Raw genomic sequence first — 24835 nt, 5'->3', positions numbered from 1 at the left:
CCCCCCAGAGCCTGTGAACCTGACCGTACATCGGGATGTCGGCATACGGCCGGAGCCCCTCACCGTAGGACGGTGAGGGGCTCCGCGAGGTTGAGCGGTGCTGCTCTGCTCTAGTACCAGCTGTTGGCCTGCCAGAACGACCAGGCCTCGCACGGGCTGCCGTAGCGCGAGTCCATGTAGTTGAGGCCCCACTTGATCTGGGTGGCCGGGTTGGTCTGCCAGTCGGCACCCGCGGAGGAGTACTTGGAGGCGGGCAGAGCCTGGAAGAGACCGTAGGCGCCGGAAGAGGCGTTACTGGCCCGGTAGTTCCAGCTGGACTCGTGGTTCACGATGTTGCTGAAGCACTGGAACTGACCGGACGGCACCATCTGGCGCGCCATCGCCTGGATCTGGCCGACGGAGTACGACGACTGGGTCGAGAAGCTGGAGGCGTCGCGCGTCGCGGAACGGCTGGCGGCCGCCTTCTTGGCCTCCGCGCGCTCCTTCGCCTCCTTCTCGGCCTTGTCCTTCGCGGCCTGCGCGTCCTTCTGCTTGGCGACGGCGTCCTCGGCGGCCTGCTTGCGGGCCGATTCCTCCGCCGTCTTCTGTGCAGCGTTGTCGGCCGCGATGGCCTGCGTCTGTGCCTGCTGAGTCAGGGACGCGGTCTGCACCTGCGCCTGCTGACCCGCGGGTATGTCGGCGAGGAGGGTCGCGTCGCCGGCCGTGGCCTCAGTTGCCTCGTTCGAGGGCTGAGCGGTGCTGCCCGAGGCAACACCCACGACGGCGCCGACTGTGGTGACCGCGGTGGCCGAGGCCACTGCGAATCCCCGGACCGAAATCCGGCTCACACGGTTTCCTTCCAGCATCGCCCGCTGGAGTGTGACCCTCGCGGACGCAATCGTGCCCTCGACACTGGCCTCCCAACTGACGGGTCACGGGAGGCACGGGCCCGGTGGGCAACTCCCGGTGGGGGAGCGCCGCGTGGTGCACGGGCGGCATACGACGACCGATATGGAGTTCAAGGTGCGGCGGGTGCCGCGGTGGTGCAGTACCGCTGGGGGTACAGAAGTGTCGTATGCGGGGCCTGACGGAACCGAGACTCTGCCGTATGCGGAGGTCGCTAGGCAATTCTGTGCCGAGTGTGAAAGGTCACACCCCGTTTGCCCCAGGGGTTTTACGGAAATGCACACGCGCCAAGACGCCGCCCGGATAAGCTCTCTGGCTTCTCCGGACGGCGCCAAGTCGGGCCAAATAGGGCCTGCTATCTCAGATCTGACCGTCCTCCAGCATTTCGGTCACCAGGGCCGCGATCTGCGACCGCTCCGACCGCGTGAGCGTGACGTGCGCGAACAGCGGATGCCCCTTCAGCTTCTCGACGACCGCGACGACACCGTCGTAGCGGCCGACCCGGAGGTTGTCGCGCTGGGCGACATCGTGCGTGAGGACGACACGCGAGTTCGCCCCGATTCTGGACAGAACGGTCAACAGGACGTTCCGCTCCAGGGATTGGGCCTCGTCCACGATCACGAACGCGTCGTGCAGCGACCGCCCGCGGATGTGCGTGAGCGGCAGCACCTCCAGCATCCCGCGCGACGTGACCTCCTCGATGACCTCGCGCGAGGTGACCGCCGAGAGGGTGTCGAAGACGGCCTGCGCCCACGGCCCCATCTTCTCGGCCTCGGAACCCGGCAGATAGCCGAGCTCCTGCCCGCCGACCGCGTACAGCGGCCGGAAGACCATCACCTTCTTGTGCTGGCGCCGCTCCAACACGGCCTCCAGGCCCGCGCACAGGGCGAGCGCCGACTTTCCGGTGCCGGCCCGGCCGCCCATCGAGACGATGCCGATGTCCGGGTCGAGGAGCAGATCGAGCGCGATCCGCTGCTCCGCGCTGCGCCCCTTGAGCCCGAACGCCTCCCGGTCGCCGCGCACCAGACGGACGTTGCCCCCGGGCGTGACGCGGCCGAGCGCCTTGCCGCGCTCGGAGTGGATCGTCAGACCCGTGTGCACGGGAATGTCCGCGGCCTCGGGAACGTAGAGGCTGTCCTCCTCGAAGAGCAGGTCGACCTGCTCAGCGGGCAGGGTCAGTTCGGACATTCCGGTCCAGCCGGATTTGGTGATGGCGAGCTCGGCGCGGTACTCCTCCGCGAGGAGGCCGACCGAGGACGCCTTGATCCTGAGCGGCAGATCCTTCGAAACGACCGTGACGTCGAACCCCTCGGCCTGCAGATTGCGGGCGACCGCGAGGATGCGGGAGTCGTTGTCCCCGAGGCGGTAGCCCGAGGGCAGGACGCTGGGGTCGGAGTGGTTGAGCTCGACGCGGAGCGTGCCGCCCAGATCCCCGGTGGGGATCGGGGCGTCCAGACGCCCGAAGCGGATGCGGTAGTCGTCGAGCAGGCGCAGGGCCTGCCGGGCGAAGTACCCCAGCTCCGGATGATGCCGTTTGGCCTCCAACTCCGTGACCACGACGACGGGAAGCACTACTTCGTGCTCGTCGAATCGGGTCATCGAGTTCGGATCGGCCAGCAGGACGCTGGTGTCGAGAACATAGGTGCGCCGGTCGGGCTTGTGGCGCTTGTTGCTGTTCACCACGGAAGGACGTACCCCCTCGGAAGAGGTCGGGGAGCGACGGAGGGAAACAGGACCGGTCATCGGCCCCAAGGCGCGGGCCGAGAGCCGGCCCTCCAAGTCGTCATCCGTACTTGGTTGCGTACGGTCGTCCTGGTGCAAGGGGCCTCCCGGGCGGACGGCCCCGTGCCGTCCGCTGAGAACCGGCGTCCGTGGTTCGGACACCGACCTGCAAGGCTTATTCCCTCGAACACGCGCAGCCATGCCAGGGCATAGGGCGGCGCGTACGTTAACTCCTGATGACCCCTTTAGAACCCAGCCCCGCTGTGCGGGAGCTGTGACGCGGGGTCAGCCGCCGAAACGGCGGTGCCTGGCGGCGTAGTCACGCATCGCGCGCAGGAAGTCGACCTTGCGGAACGCAGGCCAGAAGACGTCACAGAAGTAGTACTCGGAATGCGCCGTCTGCCACAGCATGAAGCCGGAGAGGCGCTGCTCACCGCTGGTGCGGATGACGAGTTCCGGGTCGGGCTGGGCGCTGGTGTAGAGGTGCCTGCCGATCAGGTCGATGGTGACGTCGTCGGCGACCTGCTCCAGGGTGCTCCCCTTGTCGGCGGCGTCGAGGAGCATCGAGCGGACGGCGTCGGCGATCTCCTGGCGGCCGCCGTAGCCGATCGCGACGTTGACCAGTATTCCGTCGCGGTCGGCGGTGGCCTCCTCGGCCTCCTTGAGGACCGTCTGCATGCCGGAGGGCAGGATGTCGGTGGCGCCGACGTGGTGCACGCGCCAGCGGCCGTCGGTGGCGAGCGTGCGGACGACGTTCTCGATGATGGAGAGCAGCGGGACCAGCTCTTCCTGGGGCCGGTCGAAGTTGTCCGTCGACAGCAGCCACAACGTGACGACCTCGACCTCCGTCTCGCTGCACCAGCCGAGGAACTCCTCGACCTTCTCCGCGCCCGCCTGATGGCCTTCGGCGGGGGTGGATCCGGCGGCCTTCGCCCAGCGTCGGTTGCCATCCATGATGACCCCGATGTGCTTGGGCGCCCGGGCGTGGTCCAGGTGACCTTCCACCCGGCGTGCGTACAGCCTCACCAGCAGGCCACGCAGCCTGTCGCGCAGGTTCACGGTCGTTCAGCCCCTCCGTGCAGACGGCAGTCCCCGAGCGCGAAAGCCTACCCCTGTGACAGCACCCCTTCTCGCGTGTGCCCCCTGTGGTCCCCGCTGTGGGAGTTCACAGGACTGACGTAGTTTCGTCTCCATGAACGACACCTCTCCTTATGTCGCTTCCGGCGACCGGTACGAATCGATGGAATACCGGCGCACGGGCCGCAGCGGCCTGAAGCTGCCCGCGATCTCGCTGGGCCTGTGGCACAACTTCGGGGACGACCGCACCCTCGACTCCCAGCGCGCGATCCTGCGCCGCGCCTTCGACCTGGGCGTCACGCACTTCGACCTGGCGAACAACTACGGGCCGCCGGCCGGCTCGGCCGAGTCGAACTTCGGCAAGATGTTCGCGCAGGACTTCGCCCCGTACCGGGACGAGTTGGTCATCTCGACCAAGGCCGGCTACCTCATGCACCCCGGCCCGTACGGCGAGTGGGGCAGCCGCAAGTACCTGCTGTCGTCGCTCGACGCGTCCCTGAACCGGATGGGCCTCGACTACGTCGACATCTTCTACTCGCACCGTTTCGACCCGGAGACTCCGCTCGAGGAGACGATGGGAGCGCTCGCATCGGCGGTGCAGCAGGGCAAGGCGCTGTATGTCGGCGTCTCCTCCTACAACAGCGAGCAGACGGCGGAGGCGGCACGGCTGCTGAAGGAGATGGGCGTGCCGGCCCTCATCCACCAGCCGTCCTACTCGATGATCAACCGCTGGACCGAGGACGACAAGCTGCTCGACACCCTGGAGACGGCCGGCATGGGCTGCATCTCCTTCGTGCCGCTCGCGCAGGGCCTGCTCACGGGCAAGTACCTGAAGGGCATCCCGGAGGGTTCGCGCGCCACGCAGGGCAAGTCGCTCGACCCGGATCTGCTGAGCGACGAGGTCCTGCGCCGGCTGAACGGGCTGAACGACATCGCCGGGCGCCGGGGCCAGTCCCTCGCGCAGCTCGCGCTGAACTGGGTGCTGCGGGACGAGCGGATGACGTCGGCGCTGATCGGCGCCTCCAGCGTGAAGCAGCTGGAGGAGAACGTGGCGGCGCTCGCGGGCGCGAAGCTGACGGAGGAGGAGCTGACCGAAATCGACTCGTTCGCCGTCTCCACCCCCGGCACGAACATCTGGGCCGACCGGAGCTGACTCACCAGGGCGGCCACGGCCCCTGAGCGGGGCTTGTGGCGTCCCGGGCCAGGACAGAAAAACGGGCCGGTCCGTGGGGGGGGGAGACGGACCGGCCCGAGGGGGGGTTTCCACCATAACCCTTCGTAAGTGCCAACGTGTGCATCGGCGCGCCACAACTACTCTCCGGAGTCGGCCGACGACGGCTGGAGGTGGGTTTCAGGCCGCTGTACAGCGGGCCCACAGGCTTCTTGCGCACCGTCTTCACGGGGACGCCACCGGGGGTTCGGCATCCCTCCCCCGTGTCGCGCGCGTGGTTGACGCGGGCGCGGCCTGGCCGGGTACCCGCCACGGATATGGCGCATTTGGGTCGCATCCCCACCGGGGAGCGGGGGGGTGCGCACCGCGGGCGAGGGCAACGGCACCGCGCAGCCCCCTCCGCCGCGCGGTACCGCCGCGTAGCTTTGCTGACGCGAATGCCGTTGGTCTGAACTTACGTGAGGTTTACGTGAAGATCGAGTGCGTCTCGATAACGATGCGGAGTCGGTCGTCCCGGACGGCCGGCCGCGCGCCTTCGTCGTACCCCGTCGACTCGGCCTCCTCGCACGGTGGTTGAGCTACGCGGACGGCTTGCGGGCCTCGATCAGATGACGGGTGCTGTGGGCGACGAACGGGCCCTCCTTCCCGATCCGCTCGTGCAGGGCGAGGAGACGCGGCCGGTAGGCCTCGACCGTGAAGCCCGGGACCATCCAGACGACCTTGCGCAGGAAGTGGACGACGGCGCCGATGTCGTAGAACTCGATGCGCAGGCGCTCCGCGCGCAGGTCGACGACCTCGAGTCCGGCCGCCTCCGCCTCGGCCTTCTCGCGGTACGGGTCCCGGGCACGGCGGCCCTCATCGGGCTGCGGGCCCAGGAAGTACTCGACGACCTCGAACACGCTGCTGGGGCCCACGTGTTGGGCGAAGTAGCTGCCGCCGGGGCGCAGCACGCGGGCGATCTCCGCGAAGGGGGCCTTCACCGGGTGGCGGGCGGTGACCAGGTCGAAGGCCTCGTCCGCGAAGGGCAGCGGGGCGTCCGCCGGGGAGGCGACCACGACCACGCCGCGCGGGGCCAGCAGCCGGGTGGCCCGCGCGACGTTCGGCGGCCAGCCCTCGGTCGCCGCCATCGACGGCGGCAGCTCCGGCGCCATGTTCAGCACCTCGCCGCCGCCGGTGTCCAGGTCGAGGGCGGCCCGCACCTCCGGGCGGCCCATGCGCTCCCCCATGGCACGGGCGTACCCCCACGACGGCCGCTGCTCGGTGGCCCGCCCCTCGAACCAGGAGAAGTCCCAGCCGTCGGTGGGCGCGGCGACGGCCTCGTCGACGAGTTCGTCGAAGGAGTCCCGGGATCCGATGGAACCGACGGAATCGGCGGAACGGCTGTGCGGGGTATGTGCGTCCTTGCTCATGCATCAATGGTCCCAAGCGCCACGTTTGCGTTCATCTCCATTTACTGGGGGCCGCTCGGGGCCGCGGTGGGGCTGGCCCCCGGAAGATTCGGGGGGCGGCCCCTCTTCCGTAGAACCCGGTGAACGCACGTACCCTTGGCAAACCCCCGCCACCGTCAGAACCACGGATCCCCACGTACCCGTAGGCCCGTCCGTCCCACCGCAGAGATGCGAGCACATGTCCGTACGTTCCGCGATAGCGACCTGGCTGACCCGCCTCTACTTCTCCCGGCTGCGGAAGAGGGGGACAGGCCTCGATCTGTCCGTGCTGGCGAAGCTGCCCGACGCCGCCCTGCTGCCGCTGCGCCGCGAGGGCCTCGACCCGGTTCCCGAGATCGGGGAGCTGCGTGACCGCGAGCCGGTCAGCAGACTGCCGATCCCCGGCATGACGGTCTGGCTGGTGTCCGGCTACGACGAGGCGAAGGAGGTCCTCGGCGACGCCAAGGCGTTCAGCAACGACTTCCGCCACCTGGTCGGCGTCGGCGGCGCCGGGGCCGACCAGAACCCGGGCGGCCTCGGCTTCTGCGACCCGCCGGACCATACGCGGCTGCGGCGGTTGCTCACCCCCGAGTTCACGATGCGCCGGCTCTCGCGCCTCACGCCCCGCATCCACTCGATCGTCGAGGAGCAGCTGGCCCACCTGGAGAAGGCGGCGCAGGAGTCGGGCGACGGCTCGGTCGACTTCGTCGAGCACTTCGCGATGCCGGTTCCGGCCCTGGTCATCTGCGAGTTGCTCGGTGTTCCCTACGAGGAGCGCGATGCCTTCCAGCAGTTCTCGGTCGCCCGTTTCGACGTGCTGGGCGGGGCGGGCGCGTCGTTCGGCGCGGTCTCGCAGTCCCTGGACTATCTGCGCGGGGTCGTCGCCGAGCAGCGGCACAATCCGGGTGAGGGTCTGCTCGGCATGCTGGTGCGCGAGCACGGTGACAACATCACCGACGAGGAACTGACGGGGCTTGCCGACGGTGTCCTCACGGGCGGCCTGGAGACCACCGCGAGCATGATCGCCCTCGGGACGCTGATCATGCTCCAGGACCGCGAGCACTTCGACGCGCTGCGCGACGCCGAGGACCCGGCGACGGTGGCGGCTCCCTTCGTCGACGAACTCCTGCGCCATCTCACGGTCGTGCAGACGGCGTTCCCGCGGTTCGCCCGCGAGGACACCGAGATCGGCGGCGTGCCGATATCCGGCGGCGACATAGTGATCGTCTCGCTGAGCGCGGCGGACCGGGATCCGCGCCTCGGCGGGGCCGACGACGACATGGACGCGTTCCTGCCCGCCCGCCCGCCGTCCTCCTCGCACCTGGCGTTCGGCTACGGCATCCACCGCTGCATCGGGGCGGAGCTCGGCAAGATGGAGCTGCGCGCGGCCTTCCCCCAACTGGTGGGCCGCTTCCCGGGGTTGAAGCTGGCGGTGGCGCCCGCCGAGCTGGAGTTCCGGAAGCTGTCGATCGTGTACGGGGTGGATTCCCTGCGCGTCTACCTGGAGGACCGGGACGGCTGACCCGTCTCGCGGCGCAGGCCGATGATCTCGGCGACGGCGTCCAGCCAGCGGGCGGTGAGCGTCTCGCCCTCCGCGTCCGCCCCGGCGACCTGCGCGGCCGTCTCCAGCCAGCCGCGCAGCACGTCGGCCGCGGCCGGGTCGGGCAGTGGCTCGGCGAGCTCGGCCGCGTAGCGGACACCGCCCGCGCGCACGATCTTGGCGAGGTACGCGACCGAGCGCGGCAGCACGCCGAGCCGGTCCAGGGTGATGGCCGCGGCGATGGCGCCGTCGCCGGACAGGGCCGGGCGGAAGGCGTCGCGGGTCTCCGGGTTCAGGCCGTACCTGAGCAGCGACTCGACGTCGGTCGCCGCCAGGAGCTGGTCGTCGGTGCGGGGTTCGGGGCTGGCTGCGGCAGACATGGGGACCTCGGTTCCGGTCAGCTGACCGTGACGGTGAAGACGTAGAAGGCGGCCTTGGTGTCCGGGGTGCCGGTGGCCGTGGGGTACGGGGAGAGGGACGCGGAAGGTGATGGGCTGCTTTCCGTGCTTTCCGTGCTTTCCGTGCTTTCCGCGCCGGAGGTGGTCGGGGGCGTGGGGTACGGGGTGCCTTCGGCGGGGCCGTGGCAGGTGTTCATCGGGCAGTACAGCAGCCGTACCGTCGCCTTCCCCTTCGTACGGGCCGTGAAGTCGAAGGACTGGGTGCCGTCGGCGCCGCCGTCGAGAGGGCTGCCGTCGGTGTCGCGCCGCTCACCGCGGTACTTCAGGACGCTCGCGTCCGGGGCGGGGTCGGTGAGGTACCAGGCCTGGTTGAAGGACGGGTTGGCCGGGACCGTGAGGGAGAACGCCTCCCCCGCCTTGACACTGACGGCCCGGTCCTTCGGGCCGAACGCGGTACCGCCGCCGGAGTCGCCGCAGGCGGTGAGGGTGGTGAGGGCGGCGAGGGAGAGGCCGAGCAGGGCGGCGCGGGTCGTCGCGCGCGCAGTGGGCTTGGTGATCTTCATGTGAGGTCAGTCCTGGGGTACGTGGACGCCGTAGGCGTCGGGCAGATCGTTGTCGCTGGCCTTGGCCATGCCTCCGTTGACGAAGTCGTCCTCGCTGATCCAGGTGGTCGTGCCCCACGGGTTGTAGATCTGCAGCTTGTCGCCCTCCTGACCGACGATCATCACCGCGTGTCCGGAGCGGTCGCCGTCGTTATAGCCCTCGATGCCGATGGGGACGGGCTTGCCATCGGCCACCGACTTCTCGATGTCCGGGAGGACGTCGCGCCGGTCGTCGGCGCTCTTGACCTCCTTGAAGTCGTAGCCGCTGCCGGTGTGCGGGCTGATCTCCTTGTTCACGACCTCTGTCTTGCCGTCGTTGTCCATGCCGTCGGGGACGTCCGTCCAGAAGTGGGTGTGACCGCCGTCGCCCTCCTCGTGCACCCGGTGCTGCTCGTCGACGAGCCGCTCGCGGAAGGCCGCCGCGTCGTCCTCCTGCCCGCTGGGGCCGCCGGTGAGTTCGAGGGCGTAGACCGGGTCGACCATGGCGCGGGCGGTGACGGTGGACGACGCGACGCACGAGCCCTCCATGCCGTCACCGCCCTGCGTCCAGCCCTGCCCGTCGAAGTCCTGATTGTCCGTGTTCTTGTTGGACCCGTTGGTGTTGACGCCCTCGTCGTTCATGCTGTCGCCCGCGGTGGTGACCGGCGCGAGGTGCTCCTGCAGCCACATCGGGTCCTTGCCGTGGATCTTCCCGCCGAACGTCTCGACCTCGTCCACGGAGCGCCCCGACGCGAGGGCCTTCATCAGGTACGCCTTCTCCTGCGGCGAGGAGGCGCCCGCCAACAGCCGCTCCATGCGCTCCTGTTCGGCCGGGGAGAGGTTCTCCATGGCCCGCCCGGAGCGCTCCAGGTCGTTGGCGCTGAGGATCTCGTTCCACTCCGGGTCGCCGCTCACGTTACTGGCGTCGGCGAGCGCGAGCCGGTCCACGGCGGAGAGGTCGTCGGTGCTCATCTTCCCGGCGCGGGCCTCGGAGGCGTACTTGTTCAGGTCGCGGGCCGCGGCGCGGGCCGCGTCGTCGGCGGTCACAGCGGCGTCGTGCAGCTCGTCGACGCCGGTGGTGGCCAGCGAACGGGCCTTCTTGCGCGCCGCCTCCTCCCCGTCGTCCTCGTGCCAGTCGTCGAACCAGCCGTCCTTGCCGCCGAGCTGGCCGCGGGCGTCGCGCAGTTTGCCGCGGCCCGAACTGTCCTTGGTCTGCGCGGCCTCGATGGCGTCGGAGAGCGTGATCAGGGCGTTGCCGCCACCGCGCAGCGCGTCGGCCATCTGCTCGGCGGCGCGGGTGGCGGCGCTCACGGCGTCGGCGGCGAGCACCGAGGTGTCCCCGACCCAGACACTGGGCAGCCCCTTGCGGGACACGGCGTCGGAGCGGTCGTGGACCTTCATGGCGTCGTCGGCCTGGCCGCGGTACCGCTTGCCGAGCGACTCGATCGTGGCGGGGTCGCCCTCCGGCGCGGCGACACCGAGGGCGTCGTCGATCGCGTCGATCAGGTCGTTCTTGCTGTCGGCGGAGGATATGGAGCCGCGCAGCTCGGCGAGGCGCTTGCGGCGGTCGGTGGTGGATTCGGTCACGGTGGATCGGCCCCTCGGGGGTGGTCGGCGAAGTGACGTCTCGCGTGCGGATCGGCGGCGGTTCGGAGGCGGATCAGCGGCGGATCGGCAGCGGTTCGGAGGCGGATCAGCGGCGGATCGGCAGCGGTTCGGAGGCGGATCAGCGGCGGATCGGCAGCGGATCGGAGCTTGCCCTGGCGCCGATCAGTAGTCGGTCAGGGCCGAGGGGCGTTCGGCCTGTACCGGGTTGGTGCCGATGGGGGCGGTACCGAGGACGGCGGGCCGGTTCGCGTGGACCGGATTCGTGCCGATGGGGGCGGTGCCGTACACCGGGTTGGTGCTGACGGCGTCCCCGACGGAGATGCGCTGCGCGCTGGTGCGCACGAGCCCGTCGGAACCCGCGTAGGCGCCCTTGGAGGCGCGCACCTTGTCGGCGAGTTCGTGCAGCGCGTCCTCCAGGGTGCGGGCCTCCGCGATCCAGGCCGTGCTGTACGCGTTGAAGGCGGGGCCGGAGTCCGAGCCGCCGAGCACCTCCTGCGGGTAGCAAGCCGTGTCGCTGAGCAACTTCCCTATCCCGCCTGCCTGTTCACCCGCGCCGTCCAGTTCCTCGGACTGGCTCTTCATGCCGGCGTGCTTGACGTGATACCCGTCGTTCGTACCCATGGCGCTCCCCCGAAGCTCATCAACTCACCTGCCGGGCAGGGCAGGTTGCGCATGCGACGCGTAGGTAATGATCGCCCAAAGACACCTCACCGACAACTACTGTCACGCCCTGCGCAGGGGCGGACACCCCCTCCGCCTTGGCGGTCGTTTCGGGCCCGCTTAGGCTGCTGCCCTTGCGTCTGGTCCACCGGTCAACTTTCGGTGGGCGCGGGGGCAGGGGGGAGAGGGAGATGAACGGAGCCACAGAGGTGTTCGAGCCGCTGGCTGCCGACGATCCGCGGACGGTGGCCGGATACCGGCTCGCCGCCCGGCTCGGGGCCGGCGGCATGGGGCGGGTCTATCTGTCGCACACCCGGGGCGGCCGCGCCGTGGCGATCAAGGTCGTACGTCCCGAACTGGCCGACGACGCCGACTTCCGGCGGCGCTTCCGGCGCGAGATGGAGTCGGCGCGGCGCGTGCGCGGCGCCTACACCGCCGAGCTGATCGACGGCGACGCGGACGGCGTGCCACCGTGGCTGGCGACGCTCTACGTGCCGGGGCCCTCGCTCGCCCAGGCCGTGGCCCGGCGCGGACCGCTGCCGCTGCCCGCCCTGCTGTGGCTGACGGCCGGGGTGGCCGAGGCGCTGCAGGCGATCCACGCGGCGGGCATCGTGCACCGTGACCTGAAGCCGTCGAACGTCCTGCTCGCCGCCGACGGCCCCCGCGTCATCGACTTCGGCATATCGATGGCCTTCGACGGCACCTCGTACACCGCCACGGGCGCCACCATCGGCACCCCGCAGTTCATGGCCCCCGAACAGGCGTCCGCCGCCCCGGTCTCGGCGGCGACCGACGTCTTCTCGCTCGCCCAGACGGTGGCGTTCGCGGCGCTGGGCGAGCCGTTGTACGGGAACGGCCCCGCGGTCAGCGTGCTCTACCGGATCGTCCACTCCGCGCCCGACCTGTCCCCGCTCCCGTCCGAGATCCGCCCGCTCATCGAACGCTGCATGGCCCCGGACCCCGCCGACCGGGCCACCCTGGCGGAGATCGTCGAGTGGTGCCGGGAGCGGCTCGGGCGGGACGCGGATGCCGGTGCGGTGTGGCGGGAGGTCACCGGGCCGGAGATCACGGTTCCTTCGCCGGTCCGAGCGGTCGAGACCCCTCCAGGTCCGGCTTTGGCTCCGGCGGGGGCTCCGACTCCGACTCCGGCTCCGGCTTCGGCCCCGCCTTCGGGCTTGGCTCCGGCGAACCCCACCCTGGTGCACCACCGGCCGAACTCCGTGGGCCCGAACTCCCCCTGGCAGGCGCCGTCTTGGCCCACCCAGGCGAAACCGCGCAGCCGACGGGCGAAGATGATCACCGGGGCGGCGGTGACGGCGGGGGTGCTGGTGCTCTCGGTGCTGGCGTGGACGGTGATGGACGCGACGGGCACGTTCGGCACCCCGGACAAGTCGTCGCCGGCGGCCCGGGCCGCCGGCGCGGGGGCCGGTTCGTCGGACCCGTCGTCCGGTACGTCCTCCACGTCATCGTCGTCGAACTCGTCATCGGGCGGGACAACGGGGGCCGACGGCAAGCGAGCGGCGGCACCCTCCACCGCCGCGTCCCCGACGGCCACCCCGTACCCCATGCAGATGCTGAACGAGAAGAACTCGCTGAGCATCAAGGACGGCGTCGAGCGCAAGGACCGCAAGGGCGACATCCGCCTCACCTGCGCCAAGGAGAACAGCTGCGCGCTGGAGACCACCACCAGCGTGATCGCCCCGGTGTACGACAAGCCGGGCGCCACCCTCGACACCTGCCGCGCCTACCTCGCCGGCAAGGGCGCCGACACGCGCCTGCCGCTCGCCATCATCACGACCGGCAGCGAGATCTGCTTCCAGCATCCCGACGGCTACATCGGCCTGTTCGTGGTCGAAACGAAGTCGACCGCGCTCCCGAAGAGCGGGACCAGCTTTCTGAGCGGGGCTTTGACGGTGTGGCGGACGGCGGATAGCTGAAGATCGGCGGCGATCGAGAATGCGCAGATGTGACGATGTTGAGCACGGAGTGGCCGGGGGATCAGCGAGAGCATGCAGGAATTCACGGCAGACCAAGTCATTGCGCTGACCTCAGGGCCTCGTTTCGCTGAAGACCCCTCCGAACGCGTCTGCCCAGCTTGCGGGGCACGAACTGTGCGCGCCTACATCTACCGATCTTCGGCGTCAAGGCGCCCGAGCCGTATCAGTTACGCCTGGTGTGCCACCTGTAGGCGCTTCAAGGGGTGGACCGGTCCGGACACCGATGGACTCAGTTTCTCCGATCCGTTGGAGAACCTACCGGTGGGCGAACGCGACGAACTACGGAAGAACCTTTTCGCCCTTTTGGTTAAGCTGGATGACTTTTGGAGCGATGGGCAGATGCCGCAGAAGTTCTATCGCTAGAAAGCAGGCGGGTGAGGTTCCGGTGGAGCTCAGAAACGAACCCGGCTGGGGACAACTGGAGGCATCCGCAGGTTCCCTGACTTGTCGTCCGGCAGCCGAGGCCGAGAGACCAGAACCGTAGTTCCTGGGCCTCAGGGGCGGGATGCCTTCTCAAGGCCCGTCACGAACTGGCTGAACTCGCCTGTTTTTACGCCGAGTACAAAGGCGTCCCACTTCTTACGGGTGGTCGTGACGACCGTGACCGGGGCCGAGATCTCGCGTATGTACACCAAGCCTCCCGCGCCGGGAGCGATCTCGATCCAGGGACCGTGCCCCTCCATGGCTTCGGGGGCGGCTCGGGTCCATGTGTGGTCGGTGGGGACCGACGTCACCGGAGGGGGCCCTTGAGGGCGCGGAGGAGGTGGGAGAGGGCTGCGGGGGTGATGGCCATCTCTGTCGTGGGGTCATCGCTTTCGCGGAGGTGGATGGATTCGGCGGCTGTCGCCACTTCGACGCAGGTGTTGCCGTCGCCGCCCCCAGAGAACGTCGATTTCTGCCAGTGCGGGACCTTAGGCATCGGCTAGCCCTCGCAGTTCCTTCTTCTTCGCCAAGCGGTGAATGAAGTTGCGGGATTCCACGACCTTCAGCGCGTACTGGGGCCCCAGAGTCGGGATACCTTCTAAAGGTTCCTCACGAAGTGGTCGGACGTGCCTGCCTGCACACCGAGCCCGAAGGCGTCCCACTCCCTGGGGGGCGTGACGACCGTAGCCGGGGGCGAGATCTCACGAAAATACACCAAGACTCCTGCCCCGAAGCCGATCTCGATTCAGGGCCGGGGCCCTCCGTGGCTTCGGGGACGGCTCGGGTTCACGTGAGGTCGGCGGGGATTGAGGTCACGTGCGCGGGGCCTTAAGAGTGCGGAGGAGGTGGGAGAGGGCTGCGGGGGTAGTGGCTATCTCTCTCGTGGGGTCGTCGCTTTCGCGGAGGTGGATGAATCCGTCAGGGTTCGCGACCTCGACGCAGGTGTTGCCGTCGCCGCCGTCGGAGAAGGTGGACTTCTGCCAGTGCAGGGCCTCACGCATGCTGGTGCCTCACAGTTCCTTGGCCAGTCGGTGGATGAAGTCGCGGGACGCCGACGGGTCCAGCGTCGCCTTCTCCACCCTACGGAGCAACGTGCGTAGGCGCTTCAACTGCGGCTCGGCATCGATGAATGCCGTACCGGTGGGCGCATCACGCAGCCCGGTGTCCAGTTGAGCCAATGGCCCGCCGACGTACATCATCGATGCGCCGGCACCGGCGAAGCCATCCTGGTCGACGGGGACGACACGCACCGTGGCGTGTCCGCGTTCGATCTGGGCCAGGATCTCCTGGAGTTGAGTGCGGGCGACCTTGCGATCGGCGACCCGGATACGCAGAGCGAACTCATGGACAGTCGTCTCGTACGGTGTCGGGCCCTCGCCCTCTATGGCGGTACGCCGCCTCATTCGGTGCTCGACCCTCGGCTCCAGCTCACTCGTCGGCAGACCGGGTGACACGTACGAGTACACCGCGCGCGCGTAGTCGGCGGTCTGCAGGAGTCCCGGGACGTGTGTGATCACCACTTCCTGAAGGAACGTGGCATGGTGTTCCAATTCGGCGACGTCCAGGAACACCGCGGGGAGCACGCCCCGGTACTCCTCCCACCAGCCGCGCGTGCGGTCGGCCGCCATGGCGACCAGCGCCTGGATCAGCCCGTCGTCGGTGCAGTCGTAATGCGACGCGAGTCGGCGTACTCGCTCGCCGCTGACGCCCGCGACCCCCGACTCGATCTGGCTGATCTGAACCGCATCGGCTCCCAGCAGGGCAGCAGCCTCCCGAGCCTTCATACCCGTCGCCTCACGCAGTCTGCGGAGTTCGGCGCCGAGGCGCACGCGGCGCGCGGTGAGGTGCCTCTTCGGCGGCATGAGCTCCTCCTGGATCAACTGCGCGTCAGCTGCGACTCGTTCGAGTAGAGAGTACGGGAACAGCTTGCATTTTCCTAAGCTTAGGAAATACCTTCAGTGACACAGTGATGACGCTACGCGACCACGTGGGGCGGAAGCGCACCGCCCCGTCCTGCCACGGCGGAGGCGACAGAGCCACCGTCCGCCGAGACCTCGCGGCGTTCCGCAACATCCCCACTCACCGACGGAGTTCAGCCATGCCCCAAACCACGTCCGCCCCCTGGGAATACGTCCTCCACATCCCGCACGACCCACGGGCCGTCACCGTCGCCCGGCGCACGCTGCGACTCGTTCTTCACACGCACGGGCTGCTGGCCCTCACCGAGCCTGCCGAGCTGCTCGCGACAGAGCTGGTCTCCAACGCCGTACGGCATACCAAAGGGCCGGCCGCGCTGCGGCTCAGTTGGGGCGACGGGCTGCTGCGGCTGGGGGCCTGGGACGCGGATCCGACTCCGCCGCGGCCTCCGACCCCGCACCTCGTCGACGCCGAACAGGGGCGGGGGCTCGCGCTCGTCGGGGCCTTTGCCGACGAGTGGGGCTGGCATCCGTACGCGACGTGCGGGGACAGCGGGAAGTTCGTGTGGTGCGAGCTCGGGGCCGCGTGATGGTGAGCTCTTCGCACGCGGGACAGCGAGGCCAGGAAGGTGTGGAGGGAACTGATGTCGCAGATGCACTACTTCTTCCGGCACCCCGTCGCCGAGAAGGTGCGGGAGGAAGGGCGTATCGAGGATCGGGCCGAGATGACTCTGCGGACTCTTGAGTGGCGTGGGCTTGTCGTGCCGGAGGGCCTCCGCGAGCGGGTCCTCGCCTGTACCGACGCCGCTCAACTCACCATTTGGGCCGAGCGCGCCGTCCATGTGACGGAGGCGGACGGGATTCTTCTCGACTCCCCTGCCTGAGCGCCGCCGTGGCCACGTCCGGCCCCAGCCGGGCGTGGCCCCCTCAATCACCCTTCGGGAACGACACCTCCACCCGGCGGTTCTTCTTGCGGCCCTGTTCCGTGCTGTTGTCCGCGATCGGGTAGTCCTCGCTGTAGCCGCGGACCTGGAAGGTGAGGTTTCCGCCGTCTCCGCCGAGTGCCGACTGGAGCGCGTCGTGGACCGATTCCGCGCGCTTCTTGGAGAGCGTCAGGCCGTGCGCGTACGAGCCCAGGTTGTCCGTGAAGCCGAACACCCGCACTGTGGCTGCCTTTTGGGACGTGATCTCGACCGCGATGGCCTGGATGCGGACCTTCGCGTCCGGGTTCAGTTTCGCGCTGTCCTTGGGGAACAGGACCTCCGCCTGGAGCGCGAAGGTGATGTCCTCGCTGGTGTCCGTGCGGCGCTCGTCGCCGGACATGTCCTCGACGACGGACTTGATGTCCAGGACCTTGGCGGCGGCGAGCGTCGCTCCGTCGGCCAGTTTGAGGCCGGGGCTGTTCGCGTCCACCTGTGGGGGTGGCGAGTTCGTCGTGCTGCCGGGCGGGTTCGAGGGGGTCGGGTCGTCGGCGTGGGCCGGGCCCGGGGACAGCATGATGGCGGTCGCGGCGGTGAGAGCCGCCGCTGCGGTGAGACTCCGTCGGGGCATCGTCAGTCGCCCTCGGTGATCTCGATCGGCGCCGGGGGCATCGCGCCGACCTGGAAGGAGAGCTTGGTCGTGCCCTCGGGTGGGGCGGGGAACTGGGCGTACCAGTTCTCGCTGGCACCTGGCCTCAGGCGGCTGAACTTCGTGCACAGGCAGCGCCCGGTGGTGTCGCGCAGGACCAGGTACTTCTTCTTGCCCTGCTGATCCACGAGGCTGGCCCCGGACAACGAGCCTCCGTTGACCGCGAGTTCATTCTCGTCACTCTGCCAGTTCGCGCCCATCCAAGAGCTGCTCCCGTCGTTGCGGACCGACCCGGCGACGCTGACGAACCCGCCCTCGTCCCGCGTCGCCGAAGTGATGGAGACGGTGACGTCACCGTCCTTCGACTCCGCGAGGATCTTGTCGCTCGGGTCCGCCGACTCGGGCCGCTGCCCGCCATCTCCCTTGTCAGGGGATGCGGATGCCGAGGGCCCCGTCGGCTTTCCGCTGCCCCCGCCTCCGTCCCCACCGCAGCCGACCGCGCTGAGGACCAGTCCTGTCGTGATCGCCGCCGCGGCCAGCGCCCGGCGGGTCGTCGTTGTGCGCCGAAAGTTCATCGCGGCGGCTTCCCTCTCTCATCGTTCACTCGTCAGTCGGCCAGATGGACGGAGAACAAGGTTGATGCGTCGGGCAGGTCGGCTGGGTTGGAATCACCGGGATCGATCTCGATCGGGCTGCCATCACAGCTGAGCTGAACGGGTTTCGTCGGGTCTGCGTCTATAGGCAGATCGCAGCGAGGTTCGATCACCGCCGTCGCGTGTGCTTTCGCCTTGTCGTTCTCCGTGCCAGGGATGACCGTGTCGCCGACCGTGTAACGGGTCTGCACTTCAACCCAGTAACCCGGGAGGCCGTTGACCGTCGTACCGTCGGGACCACCGACGACATCTGCTTCGTTCTCGGCTGCCAGTCGGGTGGCTGCATCCTGTGCGCCGACGCCGTCGAACTCCTGCCCGTTCAACCAGTTCAGCCAGTCGTCGTCCTTGCCCACAGCCGCGCCCAAACCGTCCATCAACTCGTCGCGGGCCGACTGCGCGGCCGCCAACGCAGCTGCGTCGGCCGCCGATTGGGCACCATTGCGTGCCGAGGCAGCCTGGGCGAACGCGAAGAACGCGAACGCGGCGAAAAGAAGGGCCCCGGTCAGCCAGATATAGATGGGGAGGGTCGATCCGCGATCACTGCGGAGTGACGCCGCCGTCAGCCGCCGATGACCCGGTCGACCGCGTCGCCGATCGCGCCGGAGATCAAGCCGTCCAGCCCCAACTGGTCGATCAGTGTGAAGATCCCGGCGATCAGAATCATCAGCCCCGCATACTCCACGAACCCGGCCCCGGAATCGCGCTGAGCCCCCCGAAGCCGCTCCCCCAGCGAACTCGTCCACGCCGCCCACGCCCCGACCACTCGGTCCTTGATCACGGGAACCCCCTTCCGCCGCATCCTCCAAGGCAACCAGAACACCACACGCAACGTACGCGAAACGCGACCCTGCGCACCTGGTTTCGCCAATTAAGAGGCCGGGCTTGACCATAAGTTGTCGGGGTGTTGCCCGGGGCGTCATCGCTTGTCAGCTCCCCTCGTACGAGTTCGCCGGCCCGCCCGGATCCGGCACTCGCCTCAGCACTCGCGTCGGCATTCGCATTCGCCAACCTTTGCTCACTACCACTGTAGCCAGTCCGGCGGCGTTGCAGGAGAGGTTCAACGGCCCAATATGGAACCGAAGTTGGTTCCCGAGCCGAGGAACATGCCCGTCGCGATCAAGATCATGGTCGCGGGGAGCATGAAGACCAGCGTCACCATCGTTGCCTTTGGAATTGTTTTGGCGGCGCGGCGGCGGGAGTTCTGGGCGTCCGTTCGGCGCATGTCGGTGGCCAGTTGGATCAGTGTGTCCGCGATGGGCGAGCCGAGTTCCTCGCCCTGCTGCAACGCCGAGACGAACTGGGCGACTTGCTCCGACGCGTTGCGCCGGCGCAGCTCGTCGAAGGCCTGGCGGCGCGGGACGCCCATGTCCATCTGGCGCAGGGTGATGCGGAGTTCGTCGGCCCAGGGGCCCTCGTACTTCTCCGCGACGCGGTCGAGTGCCTGGCGGAAGCCCAGGCCCGCCGAGACGACGACCGCGAGGACGTCGAGGAAGTCGGGGAGGGTGCGGTCGATGACCTCCTTGCGTTCGCGGACCGCCTGCCAGATCAGCGCGTCGGCCGCCAGCGCGCCGAAGGCCAGGGTCAGCAGTCCGAGGAGCGGGCTGCCGTTGGAGAGGAAGATCAGGGCCATGACGATGCCGAAGAGGCCGTAGACGGCTCGGCGGGCCGCGTAACGGTCGATCGTCAGGCCTCCCGGGTTCCCGGCCATGTCGATCTTGCGGCGTTTGGCGTCCACCCGGCGCGGGCCCATCAGGCGCAGGATCAGCGGCGCGAAGCGCATGCCGAGCCGGTCCACCGCCGAGCCCGCCGTGGAGACGCGGGTGGCGCCGACTTCCAGGGCGAGGGCGAGGTCGCTGGGGATCTTGGCCTCGGCGCGGTACATGCGGACGCCCATGAAGACGCCGAAGACCGCCGCACCGGCCAGGAGGGCGATGAGCACACCGAGAAGGGTGGGTGACATGGGTCAGACCTCGATCTTTCCCAGGCGGCGGATCACGAAGAACCCGATGGCGTACAGGCCGAGGGAGATCAGGATCAGGGTCTGGCCGAGGGGGGAGCCGGTCACCTTCGCCAGCGCGCCCTCGTTCGAGGAGTTGATCAGGAGGAGGGAGCCGAGGCCCAGGAGCGGGACCGTGAACGCCGTCGCGTTCACCTCGGAGAGCATCGTGCGGATCTCGCGCCGGGTCTCCTTGCGGTCCTCCAGGGTCTGGGTGAGGTTCCGGAGGGAGGAGACGACCGTGCCGCCCGCCTTGTTCGCCAGGACGAGGGTCGTGACGAGGACGATCAGCTCGCGGGACGGGAGGCGGGACGCCAGTTCGTCCAGCGCGTCGTCCACCGAGCGGCCGAGCGCCAACTGGTCCGCCACCCGGCTCAGTTCCTCGCCCGCCGGAGCCTCCAGCTCCTCCGCCGCCATGGCGAGGGATGTACGGAGGGCGAGACCTGCCGCTGTCGCGTTCGCCAGGAGGCGTGCGACATCGGGAAGTTGATTGATGAAAGCCTCAATGCGCTTCTGGCGCTGCCAGTTGAGGAAGATGACCGCAGCCCAGATCGCCACGGCTCCCGCGATCGGGCCGAAGAACGGGGCCAGCGTCGATGCCGCCAGCAACCACAGAGCGACGACGACCGCGGCCACGTAGACGGAGAACTCGCCCGCCGTCAGGTCCAGGCCCGTGGCGGAGAGCCGGAGGTGAACGGCGCGGCCCAGGCGGGTGCGGCGCAGCCGCCTGTCGATCGTGGTGAAGCGGCGCGCCCGGCCGCCGGCGGGACCGGCCGGGCCGCCGCCGTAGCCGTCCAGGCGGTCGACGAGTGCCTGGCGCTGGGCGCGTCCGGTGGCGTACACATGGATGCCCGCTATGGCGAGTGCGCAGGTCAGGACAGTCGCGCCGAGGGCGATGAGGGCGGGGTTCGTCATGCCTTGGCTCCCCCGGGCGCGTGGGTCCGGGTCATCCCGTGGCCTCTCTCGTATGGCGTAGGTCGACGGACTCGACGACCCCGAACGCCGGCGGGACCGCCTCCCCCGCCACGTACAGGCGGTCCGCGACGCGGCGCGGCAGCGGCAGGTGTTCGTAGTAGCCGCGGACTTGGCGACGCTCCTGATCCGTGGCTCCCGACACGTACGGCTGGGCGGCGAAGCGGCTCACCGTCGCGATGGTGAACTGTTCGCGACCGTGCGAGACGAGCAGCGCGATCTCGCTGATCCGGCGGGAGCCGTCGGCGTGCCGGGTGAGCTGGACCAGGACGTCGACGGCCGAGTTGATCTGGTCGCGGAGCGCCTCGAAGGGGACGTCCACCTCGGACATGGAGCCGAGGGTCTGGAGGCGGGTCAGGGCGTCCTCGGCCGTGTTCGCGTGGACGGTGGCGAGGGAACCGTCGTGGCCGGTGGACATCGCTTGCAGCATGTCGAGCGTCTCGCCGCCGCGGACCTCGCCGACGATGATGCGGTCGGGGCGCATGCGCAGGCTGTTGCGGACGAGGTCGCGGATGGTGACCTGGCCCTTGCCCTCGACGTTGGCGGGCCGCGACTCCAGGCGGATCACGTGGTCCTGCTGGAGCTGGAGTTCCGCCGAGTCCTCGATGGTGATGATGCGCTCGTGGGACGGGATGAGCGCCGAGAGGGCGTTGAGGAGGGTGGTCTTCCCGGAGCCCGTGCCGCCGCTGACGATGATGTTGAAGCGGGCCCGGACGCAGGCGGCGAGCAGCATCAGCATGTGCTCGTCGAGCGAGCCGAGTTCGAGGAGTTCGGTGAGGCTGTACGCGCGCGGGAAGCGGCGGATGGTGAGCGTGGCGCCGGTGAGGGCGAGGGGCGGGATGATCACGTTGACGCGTTCGCCGGTGGGCAGTCGGGCGTCGACCATGGGGTTGGACTCGTCGACGCGCCGGTTCACCGTGGAGACGATGCGCTCGATCGTCTGCATCAGTTGTTCGGGGGACGCGAAGCGGAGCGGGAGCTGTTCTACGCGGCCCGCCCGTTCTACGAAGATGGCGTCCGGGCCGTTCACCATGATCTCCGTGATGGAGGCGTCCGCGAGGAGCGGTTCGAGGATGCCCAGGCCGAGCGCCTCGTCGACGACGCGGCGGATCAGCTGGGTGCGCTCCGTGGAGGAGAGGACCGGGCCCTCGCGGCTGATGATGTGGCCGAGGACGCGCTCCAGGCGGACGCGGCGGTCCGCGGCCTGGAGCGTCGACATCTCCGCGAGGTCGATCTCTTCGAGGAGCTTGGCGCGGTAGACGGCGATGAGGCCTTCGTCGCGGTCCGGGGGCGTTCCGGTGGCGGTGTCTCGGGTGGCGACGACTCGGGATCGCAGGCTCATCGTCAACTCCCCTCGCTGTACTGGTCGTTGGGCATGGTGGCTTTGCGGTGGAGGTCCCAGCCGTCGAAGAGGGGGATGATCGCGGGGACGTGCACGGTGACGGTGCAGGTGATGGTGGCGTCGCCGGCGCATTCGCCCCCGCTGGGCTCCAGCCAGGCGCTCGCGGACCCGGCCGCCGCGGCTCCGCCCGTGCCCTGGTTCAGCGACTCCGCGCGCGCCGCGGCCCGCGCCGCGCTGCCCGCCTGGTTCGCCCCGTAGCCGACGAGGCCGAGCTGGATCGCGGCCATGCCGATGACCAGGAGGAAGGGGAGGAACCCGGCGAATTCGAGGATCGAGACGCCTCGGTCGTCGAATGTGCGCCGGTCCGCACCATCCAGCCCCTCCGGCGTTTGAGGAGCGGGGTCCGGGGCGGAGCCCCGTGTCCCGGACACGGTCACTGGTCCACCTCGGACGCGGCCCCAGCCTCACCCTTGACCGACCAGCCGGGGTTGACCCCGGGGAAGAACAGCGGAACATCCACCTGGACGGTGGCCTTCATGACAACCCCGTCATCCGCGCAGGAAATCGCCGCCCCCTGCCAAGCGGACGGCAGATGCGACTTGCCCGCCGAGTCGCAGGCCCCGGCGGCATCCCCGTTCCCGGCGGCAGCCGACGTCGCCGCCCGCGCCGCCTCATCCGCCGCGTTCCCGGCCAGGGAGTACGTATAGCCGTACAGCACGCACTGCCACATCACGGCCATCACGACGAGCACCAGCGGGAACATCGCGGCGAATTCGAGCGTGACCGCCCCCTTGTCGCCGCGGCGGCGGGCGCGGCGGCCTCCCGCTTCCGGGGCGGGGGCGGCGACCAGGCCGAGTTCACCGGCCAGGCTCCACAGGGCCTGTTTGACCGTGGAGCGGTTGTCGAGGTCCTGCATGCGGCCCGCGTCGACGGCGGCCTGGAGTTCCTTGTACGCGGCGGGGACGGCGGTGCGGGCCGTCTTCGTGCCGGTGACCCGCTCGACGAGGGGTGCCTGGATCTCGGCGGAACGCGCGTGCCGGTTGACGACCGTGAGGGTCTCCTCGGCCTTGCGGATCTGGAGCCGGTCCCAGAGTCTGACCATGCGCTTGGCGGCGCGTACGGCGACGACGTCCGGGGTGACCAACAGGGCGGCCTGGTCGGCGAGTTCGATGGCCGCCGCGTTCGCCGCGCCCATCTGCGTACCGCAGTCGACGACCACGACCTCGTAGCGGGCGCGCAGGGCGTGCACGACCTGGCGGGCGACGCGGTCGGTGATCTCTTCGCCGCGCTCGCCGTCGGCGGGGGCGAGGAGGAGGTCGATGCCGGTCTCGTGGGTGAAGACGGCGTCCTGGAGGACGCGCGGGGTGATGTCGCGGATGGCGGCGAGGTCGGCGACGGAACGACGGAACTGGACGTCGAGGTAGGACGCCACGTCGCCGGACTGGAGGTCGAGGTCGAGGAGGGCGACCGAGCGGCCCGACGCGCGTGCGGCGAGCGCCAGGTGGACGGCGGTGAGCGTGGTGCCGACGCCGCCCTTGGCGCCCGTCACCGCGACGACGCGGCCGCCGCCGCCCGCCGGCATCAGCTCGGCGCCGGTGCCGCCCGCGAGGTGCCTGCGCATGCCCGTGGACCAGGAGGCCGCGGCGTGGACGCGTTCGGCGAGGGCGTCGTAGCCGAGCGGGAACGCGACGATGCCGCGCGCTCCGCTGTCCATCGCGGCGGTGAGCAGGGCGGGGCTGGTGTCGGCGGTGGCGAGGACGACGCCGACGGCGGGGAAGCGCAGGACCAGGTCGCGGATCAGGTCCAACGCCGGTACGGGGCCGATCCGTTCATGTACGAGGACGACCTCGGGCAGCTCGTCGAGCGACTCCGCGGCGAGGCGGGCCAGGGTGTCCAGGAGGGCGGTGCTGTCGGCGACGGGTGGGGCGGGTTCGGTGTCGGGGAGCTGGGAGAGGAGGGTGATCAGTGCGCGGGCCGCCTCCGGGTCACCGGCTGCGGGGAGGATCCTTGTAGTCATCGGCACGTTCCCTTCAGGGGCGCTGGCCCACAGGCCTCGGGGCTCCGCCCCGGACCCCGCTCCTCAAACGCCGGAGGGGCTGTCAGTGCCCGAGGGGTTACCCCGGTACGGGCCCCCATCACTTGTCCTCGTCCAGCGTGTACGAGCGGTCCCCCGCCGGGATCGACCCGTCGCCCCCCGGCGCGACCAGCGCGAGCCGTACGTGCGTCGCGAACGACTCGGCGTACGCCACCCGTTGCGCGTCGGCCGCGTCCAGCGCGAACGTGATCGGCACGGCCTCGCCCTTCCGCCGCGCGGTGCTGTTGTTGGAGGAATTGGCGCCCTGCTCGTCGATCGGGGTCAGTTTGCCCACGTCGATGACCTCGGCGTTCTCCACGATGACCTTGGACTGGTCGCTCTGCTTGTCGTTCTCGGCCTTGAAGGTGGCGTAGATGTTCACCTTCGAGCCGGGGTCGATCTTTCCGGCGACGCCCGTCTCCGCGTCGATCATGATGGCGATCTCCTGCTGGCCCGCCTTGAGCTGCGGCCGGGCGACGATCATGTCGCTCTGCAGCAGGGAGCCCTTCTTGAGCTGGGTGACGGCGATCTTGCCGCGGACCTGGCGGAGGCTGGTGACAGCTGTCGACGACAGCCATCGCTCGGGCATCTCCACTTTCTCGAACTGGTCGTCGGTCAGCTCCTTGTAGGGCGCGACGTCGCTCTTGAGCCGGTACGCGATCGTCTCGTCCCCCACTTTGGAGTTCACGTCGCGGATCACGGACAGCACACCGGCGAACGCGCCGACGGCACACAGGGCCGAGACGACCAGGAGGATGACGCCGCGGCGCTGACGTGAATTCATGGACCGGACAACCTCGTTGGTAGGCGAGCGGATGGATTCG

General features: G+C 69.5%; 27 protein-coding genes. 5 read left to right on the top strand and 22 right to left on the bottom strand.

The window, feature by feature from the left end:
• Positions 1 to 110 precede the first annotated feature (110 nt).
• The 3 genes from ACIREE_RS01295 to ACIREE_RS01285 form a co-directional block, all read right to left on the bottom strand.
• Complete coding sequence (locus ACIREE_RS01295; RefSeq protein ID WP_404144687.1) at positions 111 to 845, bottom strand: lytic transglycosylase domain-containing protein; 735 nt, start codon at positions 843 to 845, stop codon at positions 111 to 113.
• A 400-nt stretch (positions 846 to 1245) separates the two neighbouring features.
• Positions 1246 to 2568, bottom strand: a complete 1323-nt coding sequence (locus ACIREE_RS01290) for a PhoH family protein (RefSeq protein WP_404144686.1) — start codon at positions 2566 to 2568, stop codon at positions 1246 to 1248.
• 324 nt (positions 2569 to 2892) lie between these two features.
• Complete coding sequence (locus ACIREE_RS01285) at positions 2893 to 3666, bottom strand: isoprenyl transferase (protein ID WP_404144684.1); 774 nt, start codon at positions 3664 to 3666, stop codon at positions 2893 to 2895.
• 133 nt (positions 3667 to 3799) lie between these two features.
• On the opposite strand from ACIREE_RS01285, the gene mgrA reads away from it, so the two are divergent.
• Positions 3800 to 4837: an L-glyceraldehyde 3-phosphate reductase gene (mgrA, locus tag ACIREE_RS01280; RefSeq protein WP_404144683.1), complete on the top strand. Its 1038-nt coding sequence runs from the start codon at positions 3800 to 3802 to the stop codon at positions 4835 to 4837.
• A gap of 596 nt (positions 4838 to 5433) precedes the next feature.
• On the opposite strand, the gene ACIREE_RS01275 is transcribed toward mgrA, so the two are convergent.
• Positions 5434 to 6264, bottom strand: coding sequence for a class I SAM-dependent methyltransferase (locus tag ACIREE_RS01275; protein WP_404144682.1), 831 nt, complete (start codon positions 6262 to 6264; stop codon positions 5434 to 5436).
• Between the two features lie 217 nt (positions 6265 to 6481).
• Here ACIREE_RS01275 and ACIREE_RS01270 point away from each other — a divergent pair, with 217 nt between their 5' ends.
• The gene (locus ACIREE_RS01270) at positions 6482 to 7804 is read left to right on the top strand and encodes a cytochrome P450 (protein ID WP_404144680.1); all 1323 of its coding nucleotides are present in this window, start codon (positions 6482 to 6484) and stop codon (positions 7802 to 7804) included.
• Here ACIREE_RS01270 and ACIREE_RS01265 read toward each other — a convergent pair.
• The 4 genes from ACIREE_RS01265 to ACIREE_RS01250 all read right to left on the bottom strand — a co-directional run bounded on the left by ACIREE_RS01265 (position 7780) and on the right by ACIREE_RS01250 (position 11030).
• Positions 7780 to 8202 carry a hypothetical protein gene (locus ACIREE_RS01265; protein ID WP_404144678.1) on the bottom strand — a complete coding sequence of 141 codons (423 nt, stop codon included), beginning with the start codon at positions 8200 to 8202 and terminating at the stop codon, positions 7780 to 7782. The genes ACIREE_RS01270 and ACIREE_RS01265 overlap by 25 nt on opposite strands.
• A 17-nt stretch (positions 8203 to 8219) precedes the next feature.
• Positions 8220 to 8783 (bottom strand): protease inhibitor I42 family protein, encoded by a 564-nt coding sequence (locus ACIREE_RS01260; RefSeq protein WP_404144676.1) that lies wholly within the window; start codon positions 8781 to 8783, stop codon positions 8220 to 8222.
• Between the two features lie 6 nt (positions 8784 to 8789).
• Entirely contained in the window at positions 8790 to 10388 is a 1599-nt protein-coding gene (locus ACIREE_RS01255; RefSeq protein WP_404144674.1) for a peptidoglycan-binding protein, read from the bottom strand.
• Positions 10389 to 10571: 183 nt separating this feature from the next.
• Entirely contained in the window at positions 10572 to 11030 is a 459-nt protein-coding gene (locus ACIREE_RS01250) for a hypothetical protein (RefSeq protein WP_404144672.1), read from the bottom strand.
• A gap of 230 nt (positions 11031 to 11260) precedes the next feature.
• On the opposite strand from ACIREE_RS01250, the gene ACIREE_RS01245 reads away from it, so the two are divergent.
• Positions 11261 to 13006, top strand: coding sequence for a serine/threonine-protein kinase (locus ACIREE_RS01245; protein ID WP_404144670.1), 1746 nt, complete (start codon positions 11261 to 11263; stop codon positions 13004 to 13006).
• A 554-nt stretch (positions 13007 to 13560) separates the two neighbouring features.
• Here the strand turns inward: ACIREE_RS01245 and ACIREE_RS01240 are convergent.
• The 4 genes from ACIREE_RS01240 to ACIREE_RS01225 all read right to left on the bottom strand — a co-directional run bounded on the left by ACIREE_RS01240 (position 13561) and on the right by ACIREE_RS01225 (position 15351).
• Positions 13561 to 13800, bottom strand: coding sequence for a DUF397 domain-containing protein (locus tag ACIREE_RS01240; RefSeq protein WP_404144668.1), 240 nt, complete (start codon positions 13798 to 13800; stop codon positions 13561 to 13563).
• Entirely contained in the window at positions 13797 to 13985 is a 189-nt protein-coding gene (locus ACIREE_RS01235; protein WP_404144666.1) for a DUF397 domain-containing protein, read from the bottom strand. The genes ACIREE_RS01240 and ACIREE_RS01235 overlap by 4 nt, the downstream gene beginning before the upstream one ends.
• A 316-nt stretch (positions 13986 to 14301) precedes the next feature.
• Positions 14302 to 14490, bottom strand: coding sequence for a DUF397 domain-containing protein (locus ACIREE_RS01230; protein WP_404144664.1), 189 nt, complete (start codon positions 14488 to 14490; stop codon positions 14302 to 14304).
• A gap of 9 nt (positions 14491 to 14499) precedes the next feature.
• The gene (locus ACIREE_RS01225) at positions 14500 to 15351 is read right to left on the bottom strand and encodes a helix-turn-helix domain-containing protein (protein WP_404144662.1); all 852 of its coding nucleotides are present in this window, start codon (positions 15349 to 15351) and stop codon (positions 14500 to 14502) included.
• Between the two features lie 236 nt (positions 15352 to 15587).
• On the opposite strand from ACIREE_RS01225, the gene ACIREE_RS01220 reads away from it, so the two are divergent.
• Together ACIREE_RS01220 and ACIREE_RS01215 are read left to right on the top strand one after the other, a co-directional pair.
• Positions 15588 to 15995 (top strand): ATP-binding protein, encoded by a 408-nt coding sequence (locus tag ACIREE_RS01220; RefSeq protein WP_404144661.1) that lies wholly within the window; start codon positions 15588 to 15590, stop codon positions 15993 to 15995.
• Between the two features lie 54 nt (positions 15996 to 16049).
• Positions 16050 to 16289, top strand: a complete 240-nt coding sequence (locus ACIREE_RS01215) for a hypothetical protein (protein WP_404144659.1) — start codon at positions 16050 to 16052, stop codon at positions 16287 to 16289.
• A gap of 43 nt (positions 16290 to 16332) precedes the next feature.
• On the opposite strand, the gene ACIREE_RS01210 is transcribed toward ACIREE_RS01215, so the two are convergent.
• The 10 genes from ACIREE_RS01210 to cpaB all read right to left on the bottom strand — a co-directional run bounded on the left by ACIREE_RS01210 (position 16333) and on the right by cpaB (position 24795).
• A complete protein-coding gene (locus tag ACIREE_RS01210; protein WP_404144657.1) occupies positions 16333 to 16956 on the bottom strand; it encodes an OmpA family protein in 624 nt (207 codons plus the stop codon).
• A 2-nt stretch (positions 16957 to 16958) separates the two neighbouring features.
• On the bottom strand, positions 16959 to 17549 hold the full coding sequence (locus ACIREE_RS01205; protein WP_404144655.1) for a hypothetical protein: 591 nt from the start codon (positions 17547 to 17549) through the stop codon (positions 16959 to 16961).
• 32 nt (positions 17550 to 17581) lie between these two features.
• Positions 17582 to 18190, bottom strand: coding sequence for a pilus assembly protein TadG-related protein (locus tag ACIREE_RS01200; RefSeq protein ID WP_404145305.1), 609 nt, complete (start codon positions 18188 to 18190; stop codon positions 17582 to 17584).
• Positions 18187 to 18405: a hypothetical protein gene (locus ACIREE_RS01195; protein ID WP_404144654.1), complete on the bottom strand. Its 219-nt coding sequence runs from the start codon at positions 18403 to 18405 to the stop codon at positions 18187 to 18189. Before ACIREE_RS01195 ends, ACIREE_RS01200 begins: the two co-directional genes overlap by 4 nt.
• 279 nt (positions 18406 to 18684) lie before the next feature.
• Positions 18685 to 19587, bottom strand: coding sequence for a DUF5936 domain-containing protein (locus ACIREE_RS01190; RefSeq protein ID WP_404144652.1), 903 nt, complete (start codon positions 19585 to 19587; stop codon positions 18685 to 18687).
• A gap of 3 nt (positions 19588 to 19590) precedes the next feature.
• Positions 19591 to 20538 carry a type II secretion system F family protein gene (locus tag ACIREE_RS01185; protein ID WP_404144650.1) on the bottom strand — a complete coding sequence of 316 codons (948 nt, stop codon included), beginning with the start codon at positions 20536 to 20538 and terminating at the stop codon, positions 19591 to 19593.
• A gap of 31 nt (positions 20539 to 20569) precedes the next feature.
• Positions 20570 to 21937, bottom strand: coding sequence for a CpaF family protein (locus tag ACIREE_RS01180; protein WP_404144648.1), 1368 nt, complete (start codon positions 21935 to 21937; stop codon positions 20570 to 20572).
• A gap of 2 nt (positions 21938 to 21939) precedes the next feature.
• On the bottom strand, positions 21940 to 22368 hold the full coding sequence (locus ACIREE_RS01175; protein ID WP_404144647.1) for a TadE/TadG family type IV pilus assembly protein: 429 nt from the start codon (positions 22366 to 22368) through the stop codon (positions 21940 to 21942).
• 2 nt (positions 22369 to 22370) lie between these two features.
• Entirely contained in the window at positions 22371 to 23954 is a 1584-nt protein-coding gene (locus tag ACIREE_RS01170) for a CpaE family protein (protein ID WP_404144645.1), read from the bottom strand.
• 118 nt (positions 23955 to 24072) lie between these two features.
• Complete coding sequence (cpaB, locus tag ACIREE_RS01165; RefSeq protein WP_404144644.1) at positions 24073 to 24795, bottom strand: Flp pilus assembly protein CpaB; 723 nt, start codon at positions 24793 to 24795, stop codon at positions 24073 to 24075.
• Positions 24796 to 24835 lie beyond the last annotated feature (40 nt).

Source organism: Streptomyces sp. NPDC102467, from assembly GCF_044765445.1.
Classification (GTDB): domain Bacteria; phylum Actinomycetota; class Actinomycetes; order Streptomycetales; family Streptomycetaceae; genus Streptomyces.
This window is presented reverse-complemented; position numbering and strand designations above follow the sequence as displayed.

Coding starts and splice junctions, on each gene's coding strand:
- ACIREE_RS01170 (WP_404144645.1), bottom strand. CDS start 23,954: ATGACTACAAGGATCCTCCCCGCAGCCGGTGACCCGGAGGCGGCCCGC.
- mgrA (WP_404144683.1), top strand. CDS start 3,800: ATGAACGACACCTCTCCTTATGTCGCTTCCGGCGACCGGTACGAATCG.
- ACIREE_RS01225 (WP_404144662.1), bottom strand. CDS start 15,351: ATGCCGCCGAAGAGGCACCTCACCGCGCGCCGCGTGCGCCTCGGCGCC.
- ACIREE_RS01190 (WP_404144652.1), bottom strand. CDS start 19,587: ATGTCACCCACCCTTCTCGGTGTGCTCATCGCCCTCCTGGCCGGTGCG.
- ACIREE_RS01270 (WP_404144680.1), top strand. CDS start 6,482: ATGTCCGTACGTTCCGCGATAGCGACCTGGCTGACCCGCCTCTACTTC.
- ACIREE_RS01245 (WP_404144670.1), top strand. CDS start 11,261: ATGAACGGAGCCACAGAGGTGTTCGAGCCGCTGGCTGCCGACGATCCG.
- ACIREE_RS01205 (WP_404144655.1), bottom strand. CDS start 17,549: ATGAACTTTCGGCGCACAACGACGACCCGCCGGGCGCTGGCCGCGGCG.
- ACIREE_RS01250 (WP_404144672.1), bottom strand. CDS start 11,030: ATGGGTACGAACGACGGGTATCACGTCAAGCACGCCGGCATGAAGAGC.
- ACIREE_RS01215 (WP_404144659.1), top strand. CDS start 16,050: ATGTCGCAGATGCACTACTTCTTCCGGCACCCCGTCGCCGAGAAGGTG.
- ACIREE_RS01295 (WP_404144687.1), bottom strand. CDS start 845: ATGCTGGAAGGAAACCGTGTGAGCCGGATTTCGGTCCGGGGATTCGCA.
- ACIREE_RS01235 (WP_404144666.1), bottom strand. CDS start 13,985: ATGCCTAAGGTCCCGCACTGGCAGAAATCGACGTTCTCTGGGGGCGGC.
- ACIREE_RS01260 (WP_404144676.1), bottom strand. CDS start 8,783: ATGAAGATCACCAAGCCCACTGCGCGCGCGACGACCCGCGCCGCCCTG.
- ACIREE_RS01230 (WP_404144664.1), bottom strand. CDS start 14,490: ATGCGTGAGGCCCTGCACTGGCAGAAGTCCACCTTCTCCGACGGCGGC.
- ACIREE_RS01275 (WP_404144682.1), bottom strand. CDS start 6,264: ATGAGCAAGGACGCACATACCCCGCACAGCCGTTCCGCCGATTCCGTC.
- ACIREE_RS01180 (WP_404144648.1), bottom strand. CDS start 21,937: ATGAGCCTGCGATCCCGAGTCGTCGCCACCCGAGACACCGCCACCGGA.
- ACIREE_RS01220 (WP_404144661.1), top strand. CDS start 15,588: ATGCCCCAAACCACGTCCGCCCCCTGGGAATACGTCCTCCACATCCCG.
- ACIREE_RS01210 (WP_404144657.1), bottom strand. CDS start 16,956: ATGCCCCGACGGAGTCTCACCGCAGCGGCGGCTCTCACCGCCGCGACC.
- ACIREE_RS01185 (WP_404144650.1), bottom strand. CDS start 20,538: ATGACGAACCCCGCCCTCATCGCCCTCGGCGCGACTGTCCTGACCTGC.
- ACIREE_RS01265 (WP_404144678.1), bottom strand. CDS start 8,202: ATGTCTGCCGCAGCCAGCCCCGAACCCCGCACCGACGACCAGCTCCTG.
- cpaB (WP_404144644.1), bottom strand. CDS start 24,795: ATGAATTCACGTCAGCGCCGCGGCGTCATCCTCCTGGTCGTCTCGGCC.